Source organism: Rhizobium sp. 01T417 (assembly GCF_056398905.1).
Genome location: NZ_JBFTQH010000023.1, coordinates 42,257 through 63,163 on the forward strand (window position 1 = coordinate 42,257; position 20,907 = coordinate 63,163).

General features: G+C 60.5%; 21 protein-coding genes. 3 read left to right on the forward strand and 18 right to left on the reverse strand.

What is annotated here, in order from left to right:
- Positions 1–141 precede the first annotated feature (141 nt).
- From AC1DPR_RS21050 to AC1DPR_RS21060, 3 genes are all read left to right on the forward strand, one after another.
- Positions 142–1,332, forward strand: coding sequence for an efflux RND transporter periplasmic adaptor subunit (locus AC1DPR_RS21050; protein WP_477817079.1), 1,191 nt, complete (start codon positions 142–144; stop codon positions 1,330–1,332).
- A gap of 10 nt (positions 1,333–1,342) precedes the next feature.
- Entirely contained in the window at positions 1,343–4,633 is a 3,291-nt protein-coding gene (locus tag AC1DPR_RS21055; RefSeq protein ID WP_018116917.1) for an efflux RND transporter permease subunit, read from the forward strand.
- A 144-nt stretch (positions 4,634–4,777) separates the two neighbouring features.
- Complete coding sequence (locus tag AC1DPR_RS21060) at positions 4,778–5,458, forward strand: Crp/Fnr family transcriptional regulator (RefSeq protein ID WP_018858241.1); 681 nt, start codon at positions 4,778–4,780, stop codon at positions 5,456–5,458.
- Here AC1DPR_RS21060 and ureG read toward each other — a convergent pair whose 3' ends face one another.
- From ureG to urtA, 18 genes are all read right to left on the reverse strand, one after another.
- Positions 5,459–6,070 carry an urease accessory protein UreG gene (gene ureG / locus AC1DPR_RS21065; protein ID WP_025660122.1) on the reverse strand — a complete coding sequence of 204 codons (612 nt, stop codon included), beginning with the start codon at positions 6,068–6,070 and terminating at the stop codon, positions 5,459–5,461.
- 101 nt (positions 6,071–6,171) lie between these two features.
- Complete coding sequence (locus tag AC1DPR_RS21070; protein WP_018858240.1) at positions 6,172–6,843, reverse strand: urease accessory protein UreF; 672 nt, start codon at positions 6,841–6,843, stop codon at positions 6,172–6,174.
- Positions 6,844–6,849: 6 nt separating this feature from the next.
- Positions 6,850–7,332 (reverse strand): urease accessory protein UreE, encoded by a 483-nt coding sequence (gene ureE / locus AC1DPR_RS21075; protein WP_477817080.1) that lies wholly within the window; start codon positions 7,330–7,332, stop codon positions 6,850–6,852.
- A 107-nt stretch (positions 7,333–7,439) separates the two neighbouring features.
- Entirely contained in the window at positions 7,440–8,204 is a 765-nt protein-coding gene (locus AC1DPR_RS21080) for a tetratricopeptide repeat protein (protein WP_477817081.1), read from the reverse strand.
- A 9-nt stretch (positions 8,205–8,213) separates the two neighbouring features.
- Entirely contained in the window at positions 8,214–9,125 is a 912-nt protein-coding gene (locus AC1DPR_RS21085; protein WP_246734666.1) for an adenylate/guanylate cyclase domain-containing protein, read from the reverse strand.
- Between the two features lie 171 nt (positions 9,126–9,296).
- Complete coding sequence (locus tag AC1DPR_RS21090; RefSeq protein WP_037216195.1) at positions 9,297–10,148, reverse strand: GGDEF domain-containing protein; 852 nt, start codon at positions 10,146–10,148, stop codon at positions 9,297–9,299.
- A 340-nt stretch (positions 10,149–10,488) separates the two neighbouring features.
- The gene (gene ureC, locus AC1DPR_RS21095) at positions 10,489–12,198 is read right to left on the reverse strand and encodes an urease subunit alpha (protein ID WP_018858236.1); all 1,710 of its coding nucleotides are present in this window, start codon (positions 12,196–12,198) and stop codon (positions 10,489–10,491) included.
- Between the two features lie 3 nt (positions 12,199–12,201).
- Positions 12,202–12,825 (reverse strand): hypothetical protein, encoded by a 624-nt coding sequence (locus tag AC1DPR_RS21100; RefSeq protein WP_026371926.1) that lies wholly within the window; start codon positions 12,823–12,825, stop codon positions 12,202–12,204.
- Positions 12,826–12,841: 16 nt separating this feature from the next.
- Positions 12,842–13,252, reverse strand: a complete 411-nt coding sequence (locus AC1DPR_RS21105; protein ID WP_477817082.1) for a lysozyme inhibitor LprI family protein — start codon at positions 13,250–13,252, stop codon at positions 12,842–12,844.
- Between the two features lie 19 nt (positions 13,253–13,271).
- Positions 13,272–13,577: an urease subunit beta gene (locus AC1DPR_RS21110; protein WP_477817083.1), complete on the reverse strand. Its 306-nt coding sequence runs from the start codon at positions 13,575–13,577 to the stop codon at positions 13,272–13,274.
- Positions 13,578–13,587: 10 nt separating this feature from the next.
- A complete protein-coding gene (locus tag AC1DPR_RS21115) occupies positions 13,588–13,842 on the reverse strand; it encodes a DUF1272 domain-containing protein (RefSeq protein WP_018858232.1) in 255 nt (84 codons plus the stop codon).
- 7 nt (positions 13,843–13,849) lie between these two features.
- Entirely contained in the window at positions 13,850–14,152 is a 303-nt protein-coding gene (locus tag AC1DPR_RS21120; RefSeq protein WP_018858231.1) for an urease subunit gamma, read from the reverse strand.
- 20 nt (positions 14,153–14,172) lie between these two features.
- Positions 14,173–14,994, reverse strand: coding sequence for an urease accessory protein UreD (locus tag AC1DPR_RS21125; RefSeq protein ID WP_477817084.1), 822 nt, complete (start codon positions 14,992–14,994; stop codon positions 14,173–14,175).
- A 180-nt stretch (positions 14,995–15,174) separates the two neighbouring features.
- Positions 15,175–15,870 carry an urea ABC transporter ATP-binding subunit UrtE gene (urtE, locus tag AC1DPR_RS21130; RefSeq protein WP_018858229.1) on the reverse strand — a complete coding sequence of 232 codons (696 nt, stop codon included), beginning with the start codon at positions 15,868–15,870 and terminating at the stop codon, positions 15,175–15,177.
- 1 nt (position 15,871) lies between these two features.
- Entirely contained in the window at positions 15,872–16,627 is a 756-nt protein-coding gene (urtD, locus tag AC1DPR_RS21135) for an urea ABC transporter ATP-binding protein UrtD (RefSeq protein WP_477817085.1), read from the reverse strand.
- A 6-nt stretch (positions 16,628–16,633) separates the two neighbouring features.
- Positions 16,634–17,797 carry an urea ABC transporter permease subunit UrtC gene (gene urtC / locus AC1DPR_RS21140; protein WP_018858227.1) on the reverse strand — a complete coding sequence of 388 codons (1,164 nt, stop codon included), beginning with the start codon at positions 17,795–17,797 and terminating at the stop codon, positions 16,634–16,636.
- On the reverse strand, positions 17,794–19,413 hold the full coding sequence (urtB, locus tag AC1DPR_RS21145; RefSeq protein ID WP_477817086.1) for an urea ABC transporter permease subunit UrtB: 1,620 nt from the start codon (positions 19,411–19,413) through the stop codon (positions 17,794–17,796). Before urtB ends, urtC begins: the two co-directional genes overlap by 4 nt.
- 193 nt (positions 19,414–19,606) lie before the next feature.
- Entirely contained in the window at positions 19,607–20,899 is a 1,293-nt protein-coding gene (gene urtA, locus AC1DPR_RS21150; protein ID WP_018858225.1) for an urea ABC transporter substrate-binding protein, read from the reverse strand.
- Positions 20,900–20,907 lie beyond the last annotated feature (8 nt).

Genomic DNA, 20,907 nt, shown 5'->3' on the forward strand with positions numbered 1-20,907 from the left:
GAGTTTGCCGGATGAGGGACTTCTTAAGTAAGAGTCGGCAAATGAACGAAAATACTTCTGAGAATACCAATACGGGAACCGGTCATGGGCGCGCTGATGACAACGCGCAAGCTAGGCCGAGCAAAAACTGGATGACGACGCATGGCACGTACGCCTGTTAAGATACTTCGCGCCTCAACTCTGCTGATCGCGGCGGTTGTAGCTTCAACGACATTTGCCCAGGAACAGCCGGTCGCAAAGCCGCAACAAAACCTGCCGGCCATCGTCGTGACGAAAGCCTCCACCCGCACGCTCGTCGATCGTGTTGTCGCGACCGGTACGGTTAAGCCAGTCGAGGAAGTCTATATCCAGCCGCAGGTCGAAGGCTTGTCGATCCGTGCGCTCAACGCGGATATCGGCGACAGGGTCCAGGCCGATAGCACGCTGGCGACCCTGAACGACGACGCAATCATCCTGCAGAAGAGCCAGATGCAGGCCACGAAGGCCAAGAACGAGGCGAGCCTTGCCCAGCTTCGCGCACAACTGATTGAAGCAGAGGCTAATGCGGAGCAGGCACGACAGCAGCAGGTCCGCGCCCAGGAAATGGGCAAGAAGGGCACTGTCTCGACAGCAACGGTCGAACAGGCGGATGCCGCTGCAGCTTCCGCCAACGCCCGTGTCGACTCGGCAAAGCAGGCAATCCAGGTAGCCGTCGCGGAGATCAAGGTCACGGAGAGCCAGATCGCGGACGCTGATCTGAAGCTCGCACGCACCGACGTCAAGACGCCGGTCGCCGGTACTGTCGCAGCCAAGAACGCCAGGATCGGAGCAATTGCGCTCGCCACCGGCGATCCGCTTTTCACGGTCATTCGCGATGACGAGATCGAGCTTGTGGCGGAAGTGGGTGAGAGCGAGATTGTGAAGGTTCAACCCGGCCAGAAGGCCACCATCTTGCTCTCTGGTAGTCGCGAAAAGATTAGCGGCTCCGTGCGTCTGGTCTCGCCGACAGTCGATCCGCTCACGCGCCTCGGTTTGGTCCACATTTTGATCGACGATTCCAGCAAGGCGCGTTCGGGCATGTACGGCAGCGCCGACATCGTCGTGCGCACAACGGAAAACGTAGCGCTCCCCGTCTCGGCCGTGCTGTCGGGCAATGAAGGATCCTCGGCCCGTAAGGTCGAGAATAACGTCGTCAAGTTTGCCAAGGTCGAAACCGGCATTCAGGACGGAGCCTATGTCGAGATCGTCAATGGATTGAAAGCTGGCGATGAGGTCGTAACCAAAGCGGGCGCCTATGTCCGTGACGGCGACCGCATCACGCCGGTTCGTGAACAGCCACCGGTTTCCAACTGAGAGACGGCCGATGAACTTTTCAGCCTGGTCTATCCGAAATCCCGTCGCCTCGCTTCTGGCGTTCGCACTTCTGCTTTTCGTCGGCATCCAGTCCTTCAATAGGCTGCCGATCACGCGGTTTCCGAACATTGACGTTCCGCTCGTCTCCATTGTCGTAACGCAGAGCGGCGCTTCGCCGGCCGAGCTCGAGATGCAGGTGACGAAGGAGATCGAGGATGCCGTCGCCAGTATCAACGGCATCGATGAAATCCAATCGACGGTGACGGACGGCCAGTCGCAGACGGTCGTCATGTTCCGCATGGAAGTGCCGACCGAGCAGGCCGTTCAGGACACCAAGGACGCGATCGACCGCATCCGCAGCGACCTGCCTGCCAACGTCGAAGAACCGATCGTCTCGAAGATCGACGTCGAGGGTCAGGCGATCCAGACCTTTGCCGTCTCCTCCCCCGACATGACGCTCGAAGAGCTCTCCTGGTTCGTCGATGATACGGTCAAGCGCGCCTTGCAGGGGCAGGCCGGCATCGGCCGTGTCGACCGTTACGGCGGTGCAGACCGCGAAGTGCGTATCGAGCTCAATCCCGACAAGCTGAACGCCCACGGCATTACCGCGGCAAGCGTGAACCAACAACTGCGCGGCACCAACGTCGACCTCGGCTCCGGCCGTGGCCAGGTGGCAGGCAGCGAACAGGCGATCCGTGTGCTCGGCGACGCCCGCAACGTCGCCGAACTTGCCAACACCACGATCGCATTGCCGAACGGCCGCTTCGTCAAGGTTTCCGATCTCGGCGTCATCAAGGACACCTATCAGGAGCCGAAATCCTTCTCGCGCTTCGATGATACCCCTGTCGTGACCTTCGGCGTCTTCCGCTCGAAGGGTGCCAGTGAGGTCAGCGTCGCCGAAACCGTGGCAAAGAGCCTCGACAAGGTGCGTGCGGAAAACCCGAACGTCGGCATCGAGCTGATCAGCGACTCCGTTTATTTCACCTATGGCAACTATGAAGCGGCCATCGATACGCTGATCGAGGGCGCGCTGCTTGCGATCATCGTTGTCTTCCTCTTCCTCCGGAACTGGCGTGCAACGCTTATCTCGGCCATCGCGCTGCCGTTGTCGGCGATCCCGACTTTCTGGATCATGGACCTGATGGGTTTCTCGCTGAACCTTGTCAGCTTCCTCGCCCTGACGCTCGCGACCGGTATTCTCGTCGATGACGCGATCGTCGAGATCGAGAACATCGCCCGACATATCAAGATGGGCAAGACGCCCTACCGCGCGGCGATCGAGGCGGCAGACGAAATCGGCCTCGCGGTTATCGCGACGACCTTCACGATCATCGCTGTGTTCGTGCCGGTGTCGTTCATGCCTGGCATCCCCGGTCAGTACTTCATTCAGTTCGGCCTGACAGTTGCCTTCTCGGTCTTCTTCTCGCTCATGGTGGCGCGCCTCATCACGCCGATGATGGCCGCATATCTGATGCGCGCGGAAGACGGCATCGAAGATCATCACGACAACGACGGCCTCTTTTTCCGCGGATATACGCGCCTCGTGCGCGCTACGACCCGCCGGTGGTGGACCCGCTATGCGACACTGATTGCGGCGATCGCCTTCCTTGTCGGCTCCGTGATGTTGCTTGCGCAGGTGCCCGGCAGCTTCCTGCCGCCGGAGGACGCATCGCGCATCGTCCTGTCCGTCGAGCTACCGCCGAATGCGACGCTCGACGACACGGAAGCGACCACGAACGCGATCTACAAGGACGTGAAGGATATCGACGGCGTCGAAAGCGTCTTCGTGCTTGGTGGCGCGTCTCCGAAGGGCGACCTCGAACTGCGCCGTGCGACGGTAACGCTCACGCTCCACAAGCTTGACCAGAGGCTTTTAAAGAAGCTGGACGACATGCTCGTTAAGGTCCCGGTCATTGGATCCTATCTGCCCAAGGTGGAACCAAAGGGACGCGTTCGTCCGCAGTGGGATATCGAAAAGGAGGTCTTTGCCAAACTCCATGATATCCCAGACGTTCGCATCCTGAAGCTCAACGATCGCGGCGAACGTGACCTGTCGTTCAACTTCCTCTCCAAGAACGAGAAGGATCTGAACGATGCTGTCGGTATCCTGGAAGCGAAACTGCGAGCCGATCCGCTGCTGGCGAACGTCAGCGCCGAAGGCGCCCTGCCCCGTCCGGAACTCCAGATCCGTCCGCGCAAGGATCAGGCGGCTCGCCTCGGCATCACGCCGCAGCAGATCTCCGAAACCATCCGCGTTGCCACCATCGGCGATATTGATGCGGCGCTCGCCAAGATCAACCTGGACGATCGCCAGATCCCGATCCGCGTGCAGGCCTCGCTCGACATGCGTCGCGATCTTGCCGCCTTGCGGGCAATGAAGATCCAGACGGCAAGCGGCAGCACCGTACCGCTCTCCACTGTCGCCGATATCGACTATTCGGAAGGCGTCAGCTCGATCAAGCGCAACAACCGCTACCGCGTCGTATCGATCGGCTCGGACCTGCCGCAGGGCGTGGCACTCGACACTGCCTCGGCACGGTTCCGCCAGATCGTCAAGGAAGCCAACATTCCGCCGACGGTACAGCTTGCCGAAAGTGGCGACACGAAGGTGCAGACCGAAATGCAGCAGAGCTTCGTCAACGCCATGTTGATGGGCCTGATGCTGGTGCTGACGGTGCTGATCCTCCTCTTCAAGGACGTGATCCAGCCCTTCACCATCCTGTTCTCGCTGCCGCTTGCGATCGGCGGCGTGGCAGTCGGGCTGCTGGTCACCCAGAATCCGCTCTCGATGCCCGTGATGATCGGCATCCTGATGCTGATGGGCATCGTGACGAAGAACGCGATCCTGCTCGTCGACTTCGCCATCGAGATGCGTCATCGCGGCATGGAGCGTGTCGAAGCCATGGTCGAAGCAGGTCGCAAGCGCGCCCGGCCGATCATCATGACGTCTATTGCCATGTCAGCAGGTATGCTGCCATCAGCGCTCGGCGTCGGCGAAGGCGGTTCGTTCCGTGCGCCGATGGCGATTGCGGTGATCGGCGGCATTATCGTGTCGACCGTGCTTTCGCTGGTCGTCGTGCCTTCGTTCTTCCTGATCATGGACGATCTGTCCCGCTTGCTTGCCTGGATGTTCGGTCGTCTCGTGGGCAAGAAGGACAAGGAAGATCTGGCCATGTCCCGCGAAGAACTCACACAAGCGCTGGGTGCGCTCGAGGGCCGGGTAACGGCAATCGAGACCCCGGAAAGCAAGCGCGGCAAATCTGGCAATGTCGTACGCCTGCCGCCGTTCGCGGCAGAGTAGCCGCTCGAGCCAAGAGCCGGGGCAACACCCCGGCTTTTTTATTAGCTGACATTTGATCAAGCTCAAGTTCTGAACCGCGTCTCCCGGTTATCCTTCCAAATATCAGGTAGGGAACGGCACCCGCCGCGCCACAGGGAGAAACAGATGTCCGGAGCTTTTAAACTGAGCAGCGCGCAGCAGGCGATGCTTGGCGGTGCGTTGATCACCTCCAACCTTGACCGACACGAGCGAGACGCTCTGCTGTCCTGCGCGGTGGCGGTGCGCTACGGTCCACAGGATGTTCTCTTCCGTGAACACGAGAAGGCGCACTACTTCTATTGCGTGCTAAGTGGCTACGTCAGGCTCTATCGCGGCTCTGAGGAACGCGAAGCGGATGTCAGCATCTGCGAGCCGGGCGACAGCTTCGGTGAATGCCTGGTGCTTGCCGGCGACGCATACAATTATAGCGCACAGGCGATGGAGCACGTCATCCTCACCCGCTTTGATCTCGCTGAGGTCAAGGCGTTGCTCGCTCAACACCCGCGGATTGGCAGCGCGATCGCGCGCAGCCTCTCGCGGCATTTGCTGTCGACCATGGAGTGTCTGGCGCGCGATCGCATGCAGACCAGCCAGCAGCGCGTCGCCCACTATCTGCTGACGCATTGTACGAGTGAGGGTGCGCGGGCTTCCCTGCGCCTGCCGTTCCAAAAGCGCCTGCTGGCACGAAAGCTCGGCCTTGCGCCGGAAGCGCTGTCACGTGCCTTCTCCGCCTTGCGCACATCAGGCGTACGCGTCAGCGGCCGCGCCATCGCGATCGAGGATGTCAACGCGCTGAGGCAGGTTTGACTACAGGCCGCCATGTTCCTTCAGGAAGCTGACGATGGAGCTAACGCCATCGCCACGCTTCATGTCGGAGAATACGAAGGGGCGTGCCTGGCGCATCCGTGTCGCGTCGCGGTCCATGACCTCGAGGTCCGCGCCGACATAGGGAGCCAGATCCTTCTTGTTGATGACGAGAAGGTCCGATTTGGTAATGCCTGGGCCACCCTTGCGCGGGATTTCCTCGCCCTGGCAAACCGAGATAACGTAGATCGTGATATCAGCCAGATCAGGGGAGAAGGTGGCGGCCAGATTGTCACCGCCCGACTCGATGAAAACTACATCGAGATCGGGAATCCGCTCATTCAGGCCCGCGATGGCCTGCAGATTGATCGTCGCGTCCTCACGGATCGCCGTGTGCGGGCAACCGCCGGTCTCCACGCCAACGATCCGATCCGATGGCAAAGCTTGCATGCGCATGAGCGCCTCGGCATCCTCGGTCGTGTAGATGTCGTTCGTGACGACAGCCACCGAATAGTCGTCGCGCATGGCCTTGCAGAGCTTCTCCGTCAGCGCCGTCTTGCCGGAGCCGACCGGCCCACCGATGCCCACGCGCAAGGGTCCGTTTCCTGATTTCATATTCTGAACTCCAATAACGGCCGATGATAGCGTGCCGCCTGAAGGGCGACCACCGGCAAATGACGCAGGTGGCGACGGGTGGCCGCGCGTCTGCGGACAAGTCACGATCGAAAGAGCCTGGTCGACTGCGTTTCATGGCGCAGCGACATGATGTCGGCCTGGATGGTCGCCGATCCGAGATCGTCGAGTGTTGAAGCTGCCGCCCGTTTCACAACCGAGGTTATGTCGCCTTCAAGCCGCGACAGAATGGCAACGCCATCCTTTTGCCCGGCCACGCCGAGACGGATACCTGCGGAAACTGCCTGCGAGAGATAGGCATGCAGGAATGCCGCAATCGCCTTCTCCAACGCCACCCCATGGGCACCCGCCACGGCACCGATCGCCACCGGGTAGGCCACATGTCGCGGCAATCGATCGAAAACCTCGTCTGGCCACGCACCGGCGGCGGACAGGAACGCATCGCCGAGCAGCATCGTCTCCTGATGACGCTCGCGCGAGCCGGCAAGCGCTTCGGCGAGCTCCGCCAGTTCGCCGAGCCGCTCCGACTGTCGGTGACAGCGGTGGCTCTCGGCAAGGAGAACCACGTCGTTCCATACAGGCCCACGCTCCATCAGGTTCGACGCCCACGCAGTAAGCGAATGAGCATCGGGGACCAGCCGATCATGAACGGCGCGCTCCAGACCGCCTGAATAGGCGAAGGACCCGACGGGGAAAGCTGGCGACAGCCAGGTCATCATCCTCAACAACGCCTGCAGGTCGGCATCATCAGTCATATCGGATCAGTCGTGCGAGTGATGATGATGCGCTTGGTCATGACCGTGCGCATGGCCATGTGAATGATACGCACCGCGTACCGGCTGGAACGGCTCTGCAACTTCGCGGATCGTCGCACCGAGCCCTTCGAGCATGGAGCGGATCACATGATCACGAAGGATAAGGATGCGGTCTTCCTCGATCTGGGCGCCGAGATGCCGATTGCCGAGATGCCACGCGAGCTCGATCAGGTGCACGCGATCCCTGCCCCTCACCTCGAAGAGCTTCTCGTCTGCGGCTACAATTTCGATGAGCTCGCCATCCTCGAGAACCAACATATCACCACTGGCAAAAAGCACCGGCTCCTTGAGGTCGAGCATGACCATCTCGCCGTTGTCGAGGTGAAGCAGCTTTCGCCGCAAATGCCTCAGGTCGTGCGGCAAAACCACTTTTCCGATGGGGTTCGAGGAAGGCGTGCCCGCAGGCAGGTAGGAAGTAACGCGTTGCATGACGTGTCCAATTCGCTTGAGACTGCGACCATGCAAAATAGCCTGATGCGATGCAAGAAGGAACCTGCCGGAAAGGCATATGCAGCAGATGTTTGCGCCCGGAATTCCTATGCAGTTCCTACAAAGGCACAGAGAAGTTTTGAAAGCGCGTCCTGGTCGCGATAGGGAAAAGTGTTTCGCACAAGCTCAGGTCCGAGTGCGGGCTGAAGGCTCAAGGCCTCAGTCTGGTACTGCCCACGTCGAACTTCGTCACCGTGCAGGGCATAGGCCGCAGCAAGCAAGATAAGCGTTCGCCACGACCTCCATGGAATGTTCTCAAAATCCTCAATTGCAGAACCAAAGCGGCCCTGGTGGAGTCGGATAATTCCCCTGATCACCCAGAACCACACCGGGGGATATTTTGCCAACCTGAAGCATTCACCGATTTCGGCGTCCGCTTGTTCCAGGTCGCCGAGGTAGTGGAGCATTTCCGCGTGATCGGCGCGAATCTGCAGATCGCTGGGCGCAAGGTCGCGCGCCTTGCCATAATGCGATCTGGCCTCGTCGTAGTCGCGTGAAAGCAGATGGACCAGCGCTGCCGCATAGTGGGAAAGGGCGTCATTGTTGTCGATACGCAAGGCGATCCGTACGATCTCGTCGGCGCGGCGCAGGTGCTCGAAGTCGCCTGTTTGGGCAAAACTGTAAGTCAGGGCAATGGCATAGCTGGCCTGGGCATAAATCATCCCCGGATCCAGTTCCGTTGCCCTCAAGAAGAAAACCTCCGCCTCGGGAAGCATATGCTTGCTATCAAGCATCCTGCCATAGAGGAAGTTTTCGTCGGCCGACCAGGACGACTGTGGTTTCTTGGCGATCATCTCGGATGCTGCAAGCAACACCTTGTCCTAAACCAGCGAGCCTATCTCCGCCGCCACCAGTTCAACGACATCGAAATGGTAACTTTCCGGAAGATCGAAAGCTCGCGACCACATCACAGGCGTGACGTTCGTATGCAGGAATTTGGCGTTTACCCGGAACGGGCCTGCGCCATGAATACCAATCTTGACCGTGTAGTCATACGGGCGAATAGCACTTCCATCCAGTGCGGCGGAAGCGGATCCAACACGCGAGACATCGAGCCAACGCTGCTCGGTAAGAAGGTCTTCAAGGGAGGATACAACCAGTTCCGCCAAGTCCAGCTGCTGCGGGGCCGTTGACGGCGCGGCGGTGATTCTAACTGCGGTCTTTGCGATTGCTCCGTCAGCAGGGCGCGGTCGCTCCTCTTCCACGAAACCGTTGTAACGTGGCTGCCAGTGCCAAACGCGCACGGGTCGATCGATATTCTTTAGAACCCTTTCGCCGCCATCCACAAAATCCGTCCCAGTCCTCTTGGCGATCTGGTGATAGACGCCATCGGTGATGCTTATGCCGCCGGGGAATGCGCTTGCTTCAATGCGAGAGGCAACGTTCACTCCGTCGCCGAATAAGTCGGTACCATCGACCAAAACATCGGCCAGATTGATTCCAATGCGAAGAATTAGGCGCGACCCTTCCGGCTGGCGCATAAGTTCGCCCTGGATTGCAATCGCGCACTCCACTGCACCGTTCACGGAATCAAATACGGCCAAGGTGCCGTCGCCCATGAGTTTGAAAACCCTGCCGCCTTCGCGCTCGACATTCGGCCTTATCAGCTCTTCCTGCATCGCTTTGACTGAAGCTAGCGTCGCCTCCTCGTCAGCCTCCATGAGACGAGAATAGCCGACTACGTCGGTGGCCATGATTGCTGCCAGCCGTCGCTTGAGGGGCGTCCATGCCATAAGCTCTCCAAGTAACCAGCGATCGCATGAGTGACAATGACAAGCGTAACACAGAACTACGCGGCGAAGCATGATTTCCGCCGTCGCGTGGGATCAACGAGGCCGCGTGGCGCTTATCCGCCGGCTACAACTTGTCGTTGCAGGCATTCGCTGTGTAATTCCGCGAATTCGTCAGGCCAGCCGCGCCTCATCGCAATCCATGTTCATTGCGTGCGCGGCCACGGCCTCCTCCGGCAAACGTCTGCGCCAACCAGGATGCAGCCCGTCATTCTCATGCACCACGCGATTTCGACCGAGCGCCTTTGCCAGGTAGAGCGCCTTGTCGGCCGCCGAATAAACAGCCTCGTTGCTCCGTGCGGGCTCGAACTCCGCAATACCGGCCGACACAGTCAGTGCGACCACGCAATCGTCGGCAACGACCGGATGCCCGGCCAGGCGGGCGCAGACCGACTGCACTCTCTCGATCCGCTGCTCTTGTGAGCCACCGACAACGATCGCGCCGAACTCTTCACCGCCCAGCCTCGCCGCGACGGAGTGCCCGCCGAAGGCAGCCGCGAGGATGGCGGAGACCGCCACGATGACGGAATCGCCGCAGGCATGGCCGAAGCGATCGTTTATGGCCTTGAACCGGTCGACGTCGAAGATCGCGAGACAGGCATTTCCATCGACCTGCTCCAATGCCTCTGTAAAGGCACGTCGGTTGAGAAGACCTGAAAGCACATCGGTGCGGCTCAACTGCTCGAACTCCGCGCGCGAGACGCTGAGCTGGTGCATCGCGTGACCGGCTATCAGCGACAGCACGCTTGAGACCGCCCCGCCAATAAGCCACGACAGTAACACGCCGTAGACAACACCATGAGCGAGCGGAACAGGCATCAGTCCCGCCCAGTCGAGCGGCGGCAATAGCAGGACAATGACGATCGACGAGAGCGTCACCGCAAGGAAGCTCATCTTGAGAGCAAACACATAAATTGCGCGGCGATCACGAAAATCGCCAAGCTCCGCCTGGAGTGAAATTCTCATGCGAATCGACCTTCTTGCCCGCCGCTAGGCACATTGCTTAGAGGTCACCTCCTGCTGAGTTCTTAAGTGAACTGTTAAAGTTCGAACGAGTTTGGTGAATTGAGCGGCGGTTGAAAGCTGCCCAAAAACGTGACGCTTTCCGCGATCAATCATCCAGCGAGGTTTGAAGCGTAACAATTTGTTTTTACTTGTGTTTTATAACCACCAACAAGGAGAATGTCCTATTACGGAAGGAACGCCTCAAGGTGGAACATACAAAAATAAAAAACAACCCACAGGAGATTCAGTCTTAACGCGCGGCTTTAGGAGCCGCCACCTCGCATGCGGCCGCCCCAAACACTCAAAACAAGAAATAGCGCTGCGCCATCGGCAGGACGGTGGCCGGCTCGCAGGTCAGCAACTCGCCATCAGCCCGCACCTCATAGGTCTCCGGATCGACCTCGATGTGCGGCGTCAGGCTGTTGTGAATCATCGACGCCTTGGAAAGGCCGCCGCGGGTGTTCTTCACAGCGACAAGATTTTTAGCGACGCCGAGACGGCTCTTCAGACCCGCATCGAGCGACGCTTGCGAGACGAAGGTGACAGACGAACTGGTTCGCAGCTTGCCATGGGCGGCAAACATCGGCCGGTAATGCATCGGCTGCGGCGTCGGGATCGAAGCATTCGGATCTCCCATGGGAGCCGCAGCAATCGAACCGCCGAGCAATACCATCTCAGGCTTGACGCCGAAGAAGGCAGGGTTCCACAGAACCAGATCGGCGCGCTTGCCGACTTCGATCGAGCCGATTTCGTGTGAAAGACCTTGCGCGATCGCCGGGTTGATCGTGTATTTCGCAATATAGCGGCGGACGCGGAAGTTGTCGTTCTCGCCCTTCTCTTCCTTCAGGCGGCCGCGCTGACGCTTCATCTTGTCGGCAGTCTGCCAAGTACGGATTGCTACCTCCCCGACACGACCCATGGCCTGGCTGTCGGACGAAATGATCGAGAAGGCGCCGATGTCATGCAGGATGTCTTCCGCCGCGATCGTCTCCTTGCGGATGCGGCTTTCGGCAAATGCGATGTCCTCGGGGATAGACGGTGACAGATGGTGGCAGACCATCAGCATGTCGAGATGCTCGGCGACGGTATTGACCGTGTAGGGCCGCGTCGGGTTGGTCGACGACGGGATGACGTTCGACTGACCGCAGATCTTGATAATGTCAGGAGCGTGGCCACCGCCCGCTCCTTCCGTGTGGAAGGCGTGGATGGTGCGGCCCTTAATGGCGCCGATCGTATCCTCGACAAAGCCGCTTTCATTCAGCGTGTCGGTGTGGATCATCACCTGGATGTCATAGTCGTCGGCGACCGAAAGGCAGCAGTCGATCGCAGCCGGCGTCGTGCCCCAGTCCTCGTGGAGCTTCAGCGACGATGCGCCCGCAAGCACCATCTCTTCGAGTGCGGCGGGCAGCGAGGCGTTTCCCTTGCCGGCAAGCGCAAGGTTCATCGGGAAGCCGTCGAAGCTCTCGATCATCCGCTCGATGTGCCAGGCACCGGTGCAGGTCGTGGCGAGCGTGCCATGCGCCGGGCCGGTGCCGCCGCCCAGCATGCAGGTTACGCCCGACATCAGCGCTTCCTCGATCTGCTGCGGGCAGATGTAGTGAATATGCGCATCCATACCGCCGGCAGTGATGATCTTGCCTTCGCCAGCGATCGCCTCGGTCGAGGGGCCGACGATGATGTTGACGCCGGGTTGCGTGTCCGGATTGCCGGCTTTGCCGATCGCCGCGATGCGGCCGTTCTTTAGGCCTATATCGGCCTTGACGACGCCCGTATGGTCGATGATGACGACATTGGTGATGACGGTATCGACAGCACCCTGCGCCCGCGTCGCCTGGCTCTGGCCCATGCCGTCGCGAATGACCTTGCCGCCGCCAAATTTCACCTCTTCGCCATATGTGGTGAAATCCTTCTCGATCTCGATGAAGAGCTCGGTATCGGCAAGGCGCACCTTGTCGCCGGTGGTCGGGCCGAACATGCCGGCATAGGCGGCGCGGGAAATCTTGTAGGGCATATGTCAGGCTCCTTGGGAGGAAGAAAGGGATGCGCTTGCCGGCAGCCGCGTGACGCGGCCAGCGGCGACATAACTATCGACAAGCTGCCGCTCGGCAGCAAAAGGATGCCATTCCCATCCCGCGTGGCCGAAGCCTGCGAGATCGATGGTCGCCTCGGGAAATCTGTTCATCACTTCTGATATCACGATCATGCCGCTGCTCGGCACGACGTAGGGCGCCGGGTGGTAGGCAGCCAGCGCCTCGTCCACCGCTTCATGAATCACTTTGTCAACGACCACATGCATCTTGCCAACATCAGCACAGAACGCATTGAATTGACTCGTGTAGTCGTCGCAGAAATCGTCGAGCTCGGGATGCGATACGGCCAGCGGCGCTCGCAGTTCCGCGAACTTTTGCGGATCGCGCACGCTCCAGATCGCCGCCGCCTCACGCACGGCTGGATGCTCCCGCCACGCCTCGGAAGCAAGCATTGCCTTGCCCGGCCGCCCGGTATTGCAGACGGCGACGACGTCGGTGCGCCCCGGGCTCGCTTCGTAGGAGCGGCATTCGTTAAAGCGGATAACGAACGCAGCATCCGCCACTGCGGCCGCCGCCTGTGCGCCGATCTCTCCGTTGCCGACGACCATGATCCTGCCAACCATGTCAGTTGCCCATCGTCTCTGCGAGTTCCTTGAGCTGCTTGGTGCGCGCGTCCGTCAACTCTGCAATGCAGCCTGCTACGAGCATCGGCTCCATCGTGCCGCCACGCGCCTGAAAGCCTGCCGCCTCACACTCCGCATCACGGAAATTCACCCATGCGCGCTGCGCCTTCACCAGTGCCTCTTCGGCACCCCGCATATCCGCATCGAGATCCTTGTCGAATGCTGCGAGAGCCGCGCGCGTGATCTTGTATTGTGCGTTCAGTGCCTTGTCGGCGGTCTGCTGGCGCGCCTGTTCACAAGCCGTCATGTCAGCTTGCGTGACCGGATTTTTGCAATCAAGATCCTCGGCGTTGGCGCCGAAGGCAAAGACCGTCGCAGCACCGGCGGCCAGAAGGTGCAGGCTCGCACGCATCGTCTGCTCCCGGCCCACTCTAGAGCTTGCCCATGACCAGCTGGCGGAAACCGTAGACTTCGCGCTTGCCGGAGAGAGGGATGAGCGTCACCGAGCGCGTCTGACCGGGCTCGAAACGTACGGCCGTGCCGGCCGGGATATCGAGCCGCATGCCGTGTGCCTTCTCCCGATCGAAAGAGAGACCGGCATTCGTTTCCGCGAAATGATAGTGGCTGCCGACCTGCACGGGGCGATCGCCGGTGTTCGAGACCTCAAGTGTCACTGTCGGCGCGCCGACGTTCAGCTCGATGTCGTCGCTTGCGGCAATGATTTCTCCTGGGATCATGATCTTCTCCTCACGCAGCCTTGATGGGCCCGCAGCCCTCGGCTTTCAGAACGCGCTTTGTCGACGCCGGGTACTTGGCAAGCTTGGCAGCGGGGCGCGCCGGGCGGCGCACAAGTTCGCCGCCGCAATTCGGGCAGATGCCGCCGAGAACATCGGCAACGCAATCGGCGCAGAACGTGCATTCGAATGTGCAGATCATTGCCTCAGAACTGTCGGGCGGAAGATCCTTGTCGCAGCATTCGCAATTGGGGCGCAGCTCCAGCATGGGAACCTCAGCGGATCGGTTCGTGGACGGTGACGAGCTTGGTGCCATCAGGAAAGGTTGCCTCGACCTGGACGTCATGGATCATCTCCGCGATGCCTTCCATCACTTGGTCACGGCCGACGACATGAGCCCCCGCCTCCATCAGTTCGGCGACCGGACGCCCGTCACGCGCGCCTTCGACGACGAAATCGGTGATCAACGCGATCGCTTCGGGATGGTTGAGCTTGACGCCCCGTTCCAGCCGCCGCCGCGCGACCATCGCCGCCATCGAAATCAACAGCTTGTCTTTTTCTCTCGGTGTGAGGTTCATCGTGCATCCATCTGCTTCAACTAGAGATTCCAGACTTTCGGCACCGGCGCTCCATCGCGCAAGGCCGAAATGATCGGGATGAGAATTTTTCTCAAGGCAAAACCATCGGGCGCTGAAAGGCGCACGACAAGCTTGCCGGCCCAGCTGCTGGCGCCGCCCATATGGCCCTCAAGCAGCGAGCGCACTGCACCGAGGTAGGCTTCGGCGCGCGGCCCGACATACAGCAGCGTTGCAAACGCGACCTTGCCTGACAGCACGGCATCGGCACCGGCAAACATTGCAACATTTCCCTGCAGCGCCAGGTCCTCGGCGTGGCAGAGCCGGCCTGCCTTGCGAATACGCCAGCGGTCGCGAAAGAGGCCGCTCTCCACCGCCTCCCCCATCGCCTTCCGGCCAAGCAGGATGGCCTCGACGGCCAGGAATTCGGCATCATCATCGAGATCAACGTCGAGCTTTCGAAACAGCGATGAACGATCGAACAGGATGGTTTCCTGCGGCAACCAGTCCACCCGGGCGTTTGCGCCCACGGTAATGCTGGTGTTGACCTCAGCCGTTCCTGCCGATGCCTTGTAGATCTTCTCGCAGGCCTGCGTGGTGACGTCGATGCGGGCGCCGGGACCAGCCGTAACGCTCCAGTTCATTCGGTCGCCGCCGGTGAGGCCGCCCGCGGTATTGATGATGACGGCTTCCATGGAGGAATCGAACGTATCCGGAAGCCGGATCTTGCCCGCTCCTTCCTGGTAGAGTTCCTTCAGGCGCGTACGCCCGTCGAGCATCCTCGCAGCCAGATGCCCGCGCCCCTCGGCTCTCTGCGGTCTTGTAGCTGCCCCCGCGTTCGTCATTCCGTCCCTTCCCAATGGACCGCCGGTTGACCCCGGCCGTTTTCATTGAAGTCACTAACTTGCAGAAAGCAAGCAATTCCCGTGCCGCTCCGACACACTCACCACGATCGGACCGGCGGCAACGAGATCCCTCAGAAACTGCCGAGGAAAACAGCATCTGCCCAACAGATAACCACTGGATCATACAGTCAAATGACGACGCGCTTCCGGCGTATCGAGCGTTTCCGCAAGCCCCTCGTGAACGATCTCGCCGCGATCCATGATGTAGACGTAGTCGGCAAGTTCGCGGCAGAAATCGAGATACTGTTCCACCAGCAGGATCGCCATCCCGGCACTGTCGCGCAGATACCGGATTGCCCGGCCGATATCCTTGATGATCGACGGCTGGATGCCCTCGGTCGGCTCGTCGAGCACGAGGATCTTCGGCCGCGTTACCATCGCCCGGCCGATCGCCAGCTGCTGCTGCTGTCCGCCGGAAAGGTCGCCGCCGCGACGTCCAAGCATGGTCTGCAGCACAGGAAACAGGCTGAAGATATCGTCGGGAATATTCTTGCTGCCCCGTGAAAGCGGCGCAAAGCCGGTCTCGAGATTTTCTTTTACCGTCAGCAACGGAAAGATCTCACGCCCCTGCGGCACATAGCCGATGCCCTGCTTGGCGCGCGCATAGGGCGGCAGGCCGTTGAGCCTGGTGTCGTTGAACGTCACCGTTCCCGCCGACAGCGGATGCTGGCCGGTAACGGCGCGGAGAAGAGAACTCTTGCCCACGCCGTTACGCCCCAGCACGCAAGTGATCTTGCCCATTTCCGCCTTGATGGAAATGCCGCGCAGCGCCTGAGCGGCGCCATAGTGAAGGTTTGCATTTTCGACTGTCAGCATCTCAGCGCCCCAGATAATTCTCGATCACCTTCGGATCGGAGCTCACGAAATCGATCGATCCTTCGGCCAGCACCGAACCTTCGGCAAGGCAGGTCACCTTGACGCCGAGATCGCGGATGAAGCCCATGTCATGCTCCACGACGACGACCGAGCGGGTCTTGGCGATCTCCTTGAGGAGGATCGCCGTTTCCGAGGTTTCGGCGTCCGTCATGCCGGCGACCGGCTCATCGACCAACAAAAGCATCGGTTCCTGCGCCAGAAGCATGCCGATCTCCAGCCACTGCTTCTGGCCGTGCGAGAGGTTGGCGGCGAGTTCGTCGCGCCGATGCGTCAGCCGCACGGTCTCAAGGATCTCCTCGATGCGCGCCCTGTCTTCCGCGGAGAGCCGGTAGAACAGCGTCGAGAAGACATCGCGCTTGCGGTTCAAGGCGAGTTCGAGGTTGTCCCACACCGTGTGACTTTCGAAGACCGTCGGTTTCTGGAACTTGCGACCAATCCCGAGCTGCGCGATGTCGGCCTCGTCGAGTTTGGTGAGATCGGTCTGCCCGTTGAAGAACACCTCGCCTTCATCCGGTCGCGTCTTGCCGGTGATGATGTCCATCATCGTTGTCTTGCCGGCACCATTCGGGCCGATGATGGCCCGAAGTTCGCCGGGCTCGATGACGATCGAGAGCGAGTTCAGTGCCTTGAAGCCGTCGAAGGAAACCGAGACGTTGTTGAGATAGAGAACGCTGTTTGGTTTGACGTCAGGGATCATGATCGCTTACTCCGCCGGCTGGATTTTTGCATCGACACCCTCTTCCTGAAGCGCGGGCGGGGTCGCCTCCGTCTTCGGCTTGCGGCGCGTGAAGTACTGGCCGATGGTCCCGACGATCCCCTTTGGCAGGAACAGCGTGACGAGCACGAAGAGACCGCCAAGCGCGAACAGCCAGAACTCGGGGAAAATGCCCGTGAAGATCGTCTTGCCGCCGTTGACCAGAATGGCGCCGATGATCGGCCCGATCAGCGTCGAGCGTCCGCCGACTGCCGTCCAGATGACCACTTCGATCGAGTTGGCCGGCGCGAATTCGCCGGGGTTGATGATGCCGACCTGCGGCACGTAAAGCGCACCGGCAATGCCCGCCATCATCGCGGAGACGACAAAGGTGAAGAGCTTGAAGTGCTCGACGCGGTAGCCGAGGAAGCGCGTGCGGCTTTCCGCATCACGCACGCCGACCAGCACCTTGCCGAACTTCGAGCGGACGATGGCCGAGGCAATCATGAGCGACAGTGCAAGGAAGATGGCGGTCGCTGCAAACAGCGCAGCACGCGTGCCATCAGCCTGAACGTTGAAGCCGAGAATTTCCTTGAAGTCGGTCATGCCGTTGTTGCCGCCGAAGCCCATGTCGTTTCTGAAGAAGGCGAGCAGCAGCGCGTAGGTCATCGCCTGCGTGATGATCGACAGGTAGACGCCGTTGACGCGTGAGCGGAAGGCGAACCAGCCGAACACGAAGGCCAGCAGTCCCGGCACCAGCAGAACCATCAGCGCCGCGAACCAGAACTTGTCAAAGCCGTACCAGAACCACGGCAGTTCCTTCCAGTTCAGGAACACCATGAAATCCGGAAGGATCGGGTCTCCATAGACGCCGCGCGAGCCGATCTGTCGCATCAGATACATGCCCATCGCATAGCCGCCGAGCGCGAAAAAGGCGCCGTGGCCAAGTGAGAGAATGCCGCAGAAGCCCCAGACAAGGTCGAGCGCCAGCGCCAGCAGGGCGTAGGTGAGATACTTGCCGAACAGCGCCATGATATAGGTCGGGATATGCAGCGGATTGGTCGGCGCGGTCATCAGGTTGAGAACCGGCACCAGCACGGCGACTGCAAGCAGAATGACGATCGCAGCGACGATCTTATGGTCGAGAGACCGAAGCAGGAAGGCCGTAATCATGCTTCCACCGCCCTTCCTTTGAGTGCGAAGAGCCCACGCGGACGCTTCTGGATGAACAGAATGATGAGGACGAGCACCAGGATCTTGCCGAGCACAGCACCGGCGAAGGGCTCGAGGAACTTGTTGAGGACACCGAGCGACAGCGCACCGACGAGCGTGCCCCAGAGATTGCCCACGCCACCGAAGACCACGACCATGAAGCTGTCGATGATGTAGCTCTGCCCGAGGTTAGGCGACACGTTGTCGATCTGGCTGAGCGCGACGCCCGCTATGCCGGCAATGCCGGAGCCGAGCGCGAAGGTGAATGCATCGACCCAGCCGGTGCGGATGCCCATCGACGAGGCCATGCGGCGGTTCTGCGTAACCGCGCGCATTTGCAGGCCGAAGGCCGAGCGCTTCAGGAGAACGAGCAGCGCGAAGAACACAGCCATCGAGAAAACGATGATCCAGAGGCGGTTCCAGGTGATCGAGAGCCCGCCCAGTTCAAATGCGCCGGACATCCAGCTTGGATTGCGCACCTCGCGATTCGTCGGGCCGAAGATCGTGCGAACCGCCTGCTGCAGGATCAGCGACGCGCCCCAGGTGGCGAGCAGCGTTTCGAGCGGCCGGCCATAGAGATAACGGATGACGACCCGCTCGATGACAAGACCGACAAAGCCGGTGAAGACGAAAGCCACCGGCACGGAGAAGGCCAGCGAATAGTTTCCGAGTTCGGGAAATGCGGAGCTGATGTACTCCTGCACGACGTACGTCGTGTAAGCGCCGATCATCACCATTTCGCCATGCGCCATGTTGATGACGCCCATGACGCCGAAGGTAATGGCAAGGCCGATCGCGGCCAGCAGCAGCACCGAGCCAAGCGACAGCCCGTACCAGATGTTCTGCCCGACATCCCAAAGCGCCAGGCTGCGGTTGATCGCGTTGACATGGGTCTGGATAGCACCCTTCAGTTCCTCAGGCGCGGTCGCCATCGCGGAATTCAGGATGGTCAGCGCATCGCGCCCGCCGCGCGCAGCGACCGTATCGATCGCGGCCTTCTTCTCTTCGGCGCTGACATCGCTCTTCAGCACGATGACAGCGCGCGCCGCTTCCATCGCATTTTTGACCTCGGCGTCGTTTTCTTCAGCCAGCGCCGACGTGAGGAGGTCAAGATTTGCCGGATCGGCGTCCTTGAGCAGTCCTTGGGCTGCCGCAAGCCGCGCGCCCCGATCCGCGCTCAGGAGCGTCAGCTGGCTGGTGGCGGTGGCAATCACCGTACGCAGCGAGTTGTTGATCTTGACCTTGGACATATAGTCCGGATCGACGTCGGAAACGACCGCGCCTGATATCGGGTCGGCATAGGTCGGCTCATCCTCGGTGCCGCCCTGCACCAGCACAGGACCGCCGGTCTCGGAATTCACGTAAAGCTGACCATCGCTCAGCAACTGCAGGATCTCGCCGACACGCGGGTCCTTGGAGGCGACCAGTACCTTGATCGCGGCTTCGCGCTCAGGGAAATCGCCGACGCCAAGCGCATCGATAAGGGGGTGAATGTCTTGCTGTGCCTTGAGCGCGGTCGCAAAAGCCGGCATGGCCAGGCATAGGGTCAAAAGCAAAATCTTGATGGCGCGATACATCGGCTCTCTTGCCTCGGTTATCGTTGGCCTTCCGGCGCAATCGGGAAAAATAAGCCCTTGAATCGGCATCGATCCACCATGGAACCGCCGCCGTCCGAAGCATCAAGGCTGCGCTCCGGAGATGGACCTTCCGCCCGGACAGGAGAGACCGGGCGGAAGTCTTCAGGCGTCAGAGTGACGGGGTGGTTCGCACTCAGGAGCCCTTGCCGCCGCACTTGCCCGAGGCAACGTTGAAGTTGCCGCAGTTCATGGGCTTGCGCCAATCGGAGATCAGGTCCTTGGAGTCCGGCAGGAAGTCGGACCATTCGTCGCCAACGACCGCCGGGGTCTGCTGAACGATTTCGAACTGGCCGTTCGCCTGGATTTCACCGATCAGAACCGGCTTGGTGATGTGGTGGTTCGGCATGACGGTCGCATAGCCGCCCGACAGGTTCGGAACCGTGGTGCCGATGATCGTGTCGAGAACCTTGTCCGTGTCGGTCGTGCCGGCAGCCTGAACAGCCTTAACCCATGCGTTGAAGCCGATATAGGCAGCTTCCATCGGGTCGTTGGTCACGCGCTTGTCGTTCTTGGTGAACTCGTGCCACTGCTTGATGAACTTCTTGTTCGCCGGGCTTTCGACCGACTCGAAGTAGTTCCAGGCAGCGAGGTGACCGACGAGCGGCTTGGTGTCGAGACCGGCAAGCTCTTCTTCACCGACCGAGAAGGCGACGACGGGAATGTCGGTTGCCTTGACGCCCTGGTTGCCGAGTTCCTTGTAGAACGGAACGTTGGCGTCACCGTTGATGGTCGAGACCACCGCCGTCTTCTTGCCGGCCGCGCCGAATTCCTTGATCTTCTTCACTTCCGTCTGCCAGTCGGAGAAGCCGAACGGCGTGTAGTTGATGATGATGTCTTCCTTCGGAATGCCCTTCGAGACGAGATAGGCTTCCAGGATCTTGTTGGTGGTGCGCGGATAGACGTAGTCGGTGCCTTCGAGAACGAAGCGCTTAACGCCTTCCTTTTCCATCAGGTAGTCGACGGCCGGAATCGCCTGCTGGTTCGGAGCGGCACCCGTGTAGAAGATGTTGCGCGAGGACTCTTCGCCTTCATACTGAACCGGGTAGAAGAGGATCGAGTTGAGCTCTTCGAAGACCGGCAGGACCGACTTGCGCGACGAGGACGTCCAGCAACCGAAGACGGCGGCGACCTTGTCCTTTTCGATCAGCTCGCGTGCCTTTTCGGCAAACAGCGGCCAGTCGGAGGCCGGGTCGACGACGACAGCTTCGAGCTTCTTGCCGAGAAGGCCGCCCTTCTTGTTCTGCTCGTCGATGAGCATCAGCATGGCGTCTTTCAGCGTCGTTTCGGAGATCGCCATCGTGCCGGACAGCGAGTGCAGAACGCCGACCTTGATGGTGTCGTCAGCCGCAACGGCTCCGTGGAATGCGGCCGTGGCCGACATGACGGCGCCGAGTGCGGCGCCCGTGATATAGGACTTGAGATTCATCTGGTTGA

What these genes read in the sequence shown, in the direction of transcription:
- ureC (WP_018858236.1), bottom strand. Translation starts at nt 12,198, where the DNA reads ATGCCCTACAAGATTTCCCGCGCCGCCTATGCCGGCATGTTCGGCCCG.
- urtC (WP_018858227.1), bottom strand. Translation starts at nt 17,797, where the DNA reads ATGATTACGGCCTTCCTGCTTCGGTCTCTCGACCATAAGATCGTCGCT.
- urtB (WP_477817086.1), bottom strand. Translation starts at nt 19,413, where the DNA reads ATGTATCGCGCCATCAAGATTTTGCTTTTGACCCTATGCCTGGCCATG.
- AC1DPR_RS21060 (WP_018858241.1), top strand. Translation starts at nt 4,778, where the DNA reads ATGTCCGGAGCTTTTAAACTGAGCAGCGCGCAGCAGGCGATGCTTGGC.
- AC1DPR_RS21055 (WP_018116917.1), top strand. Translation starts at nt 1,343, where the DNA reads ATGAACTTTTCAGCCTGGTCTATCCGAAATCCCGTCGCCTCGCTTCTG.
- AC1DPR_RS21070 (WP_018858240.1), bottom strand. Translation starts at nt 6,843, where the DNA reads ATGACTGATGATGCCGACCTGCAGGCGTTGTTGAGGATGATGACCTGG.
- AC1DPR_RS21090 (WP_037216195.1), bottom strand. Translation starts at nt 10,148, where the DNA reads ATGAGAATTTCACTCCAGGCGGAGCTTGGCGATTTTCGTGATCGCCGC.
- AC1DPR_RS21105 (WP_477817082.1), bottom strand. Translation starts at nt 13,252, where the DNA reads ATGCGTGCGAGCCTGCACCTTCTGGCCGCCGGTGCTGCGACGGTCTTT.
- AC1DPR_RS21120 (WP_018858231.1), bottom strand. Translation starts at nt 14,152, where the DNA reads ATGAACCTCACACCGAGAGAAAAAGACAAGCTGTTGATTTCGATGGCG.
- AC1DPR_RS21100 (WP_026371926.1), bottom strand. Translation starts at nt 12,825, where the DNA reads ATGGTCGTCGGCAACGGAGAGATCGGCGCACAGGCGGCGGCCGCAGTG.
- AC1DPR_RS21125 (WP_477817084.1), bottom strand. Translation starts at nt 14,994, where the DNA reads ATGACGAACGCGGGGGCAGCTACAAGACCGCAGAGAGCCGAGGGGCGC.
- ureG (WP_025660122.1), bottom strand. Translation starts at nt 6,070, where the DNA reads ATGAAATCAGGAAACGGACCCTTGCGCGTGGGCATCGGTGGGCCGGTC.
- AC1DPR_RS21110 (WP_477817083.1), bottom strand. Translation starts at nt 13,577, where the DNA reads ATGATCCCAGGAGAAATCATTGCCGCAAGCGACGACATCGAGCTGAAC.
- urtA (WP_018858225.1), bottom strand. Translation starts at nt 20,899, where the DNA reads ATGAATCTCAAGTCCTATATCACGGGCGCCGCACTCGGCGCCGTCATG.
- urtD (WP_477817085.1), bottom strand. Translation starts at nt 16,627, where the DNA reads ATGATCCCTGACGTCAAACCAAACAGCGTTCTCTATCTCAACAACGTC.
- AC1DPR_RS21050 (WP_477817079.1), top strand. Translation starts at nt 142, where the DNA reads ATGGCACGTACGCCTGTTAAGATACTTCGCGCCTCAACTCTGCTGATC.
- ureE (WP_477817080.1), bottom strand. Translation starts at nt 7,332, where the DNA reads ATGCAACGCGTTACTTCCTACCTGCCTGCGGGCACGCCTTCCTCGAAC.
- AC1DPR_RS21085 (WP_246734666.1), bottom strand. Translation starts at nt 9,125, where the DNA reads ATGGCATGGACGCCCCTCAAGCGACGGCTGGCAGCAATCATGGCCACC.
- urtE (WP_018858229.1), bottom strand. Translation starts at nt 15,870, where the DNA reads ATGCTGACAGTCGAAAATGCAAACCTTCACTATGGCGCCGCTCAGGCG.
- AC1DPR_RS21115 (WP_018858232.1), bottom strand. Translation starts at nt 13,842, where the DNA reads ATGCTGGAGCTGCGCCCCAATTGCGAATGCTGCGACAAGGATCTTCCG.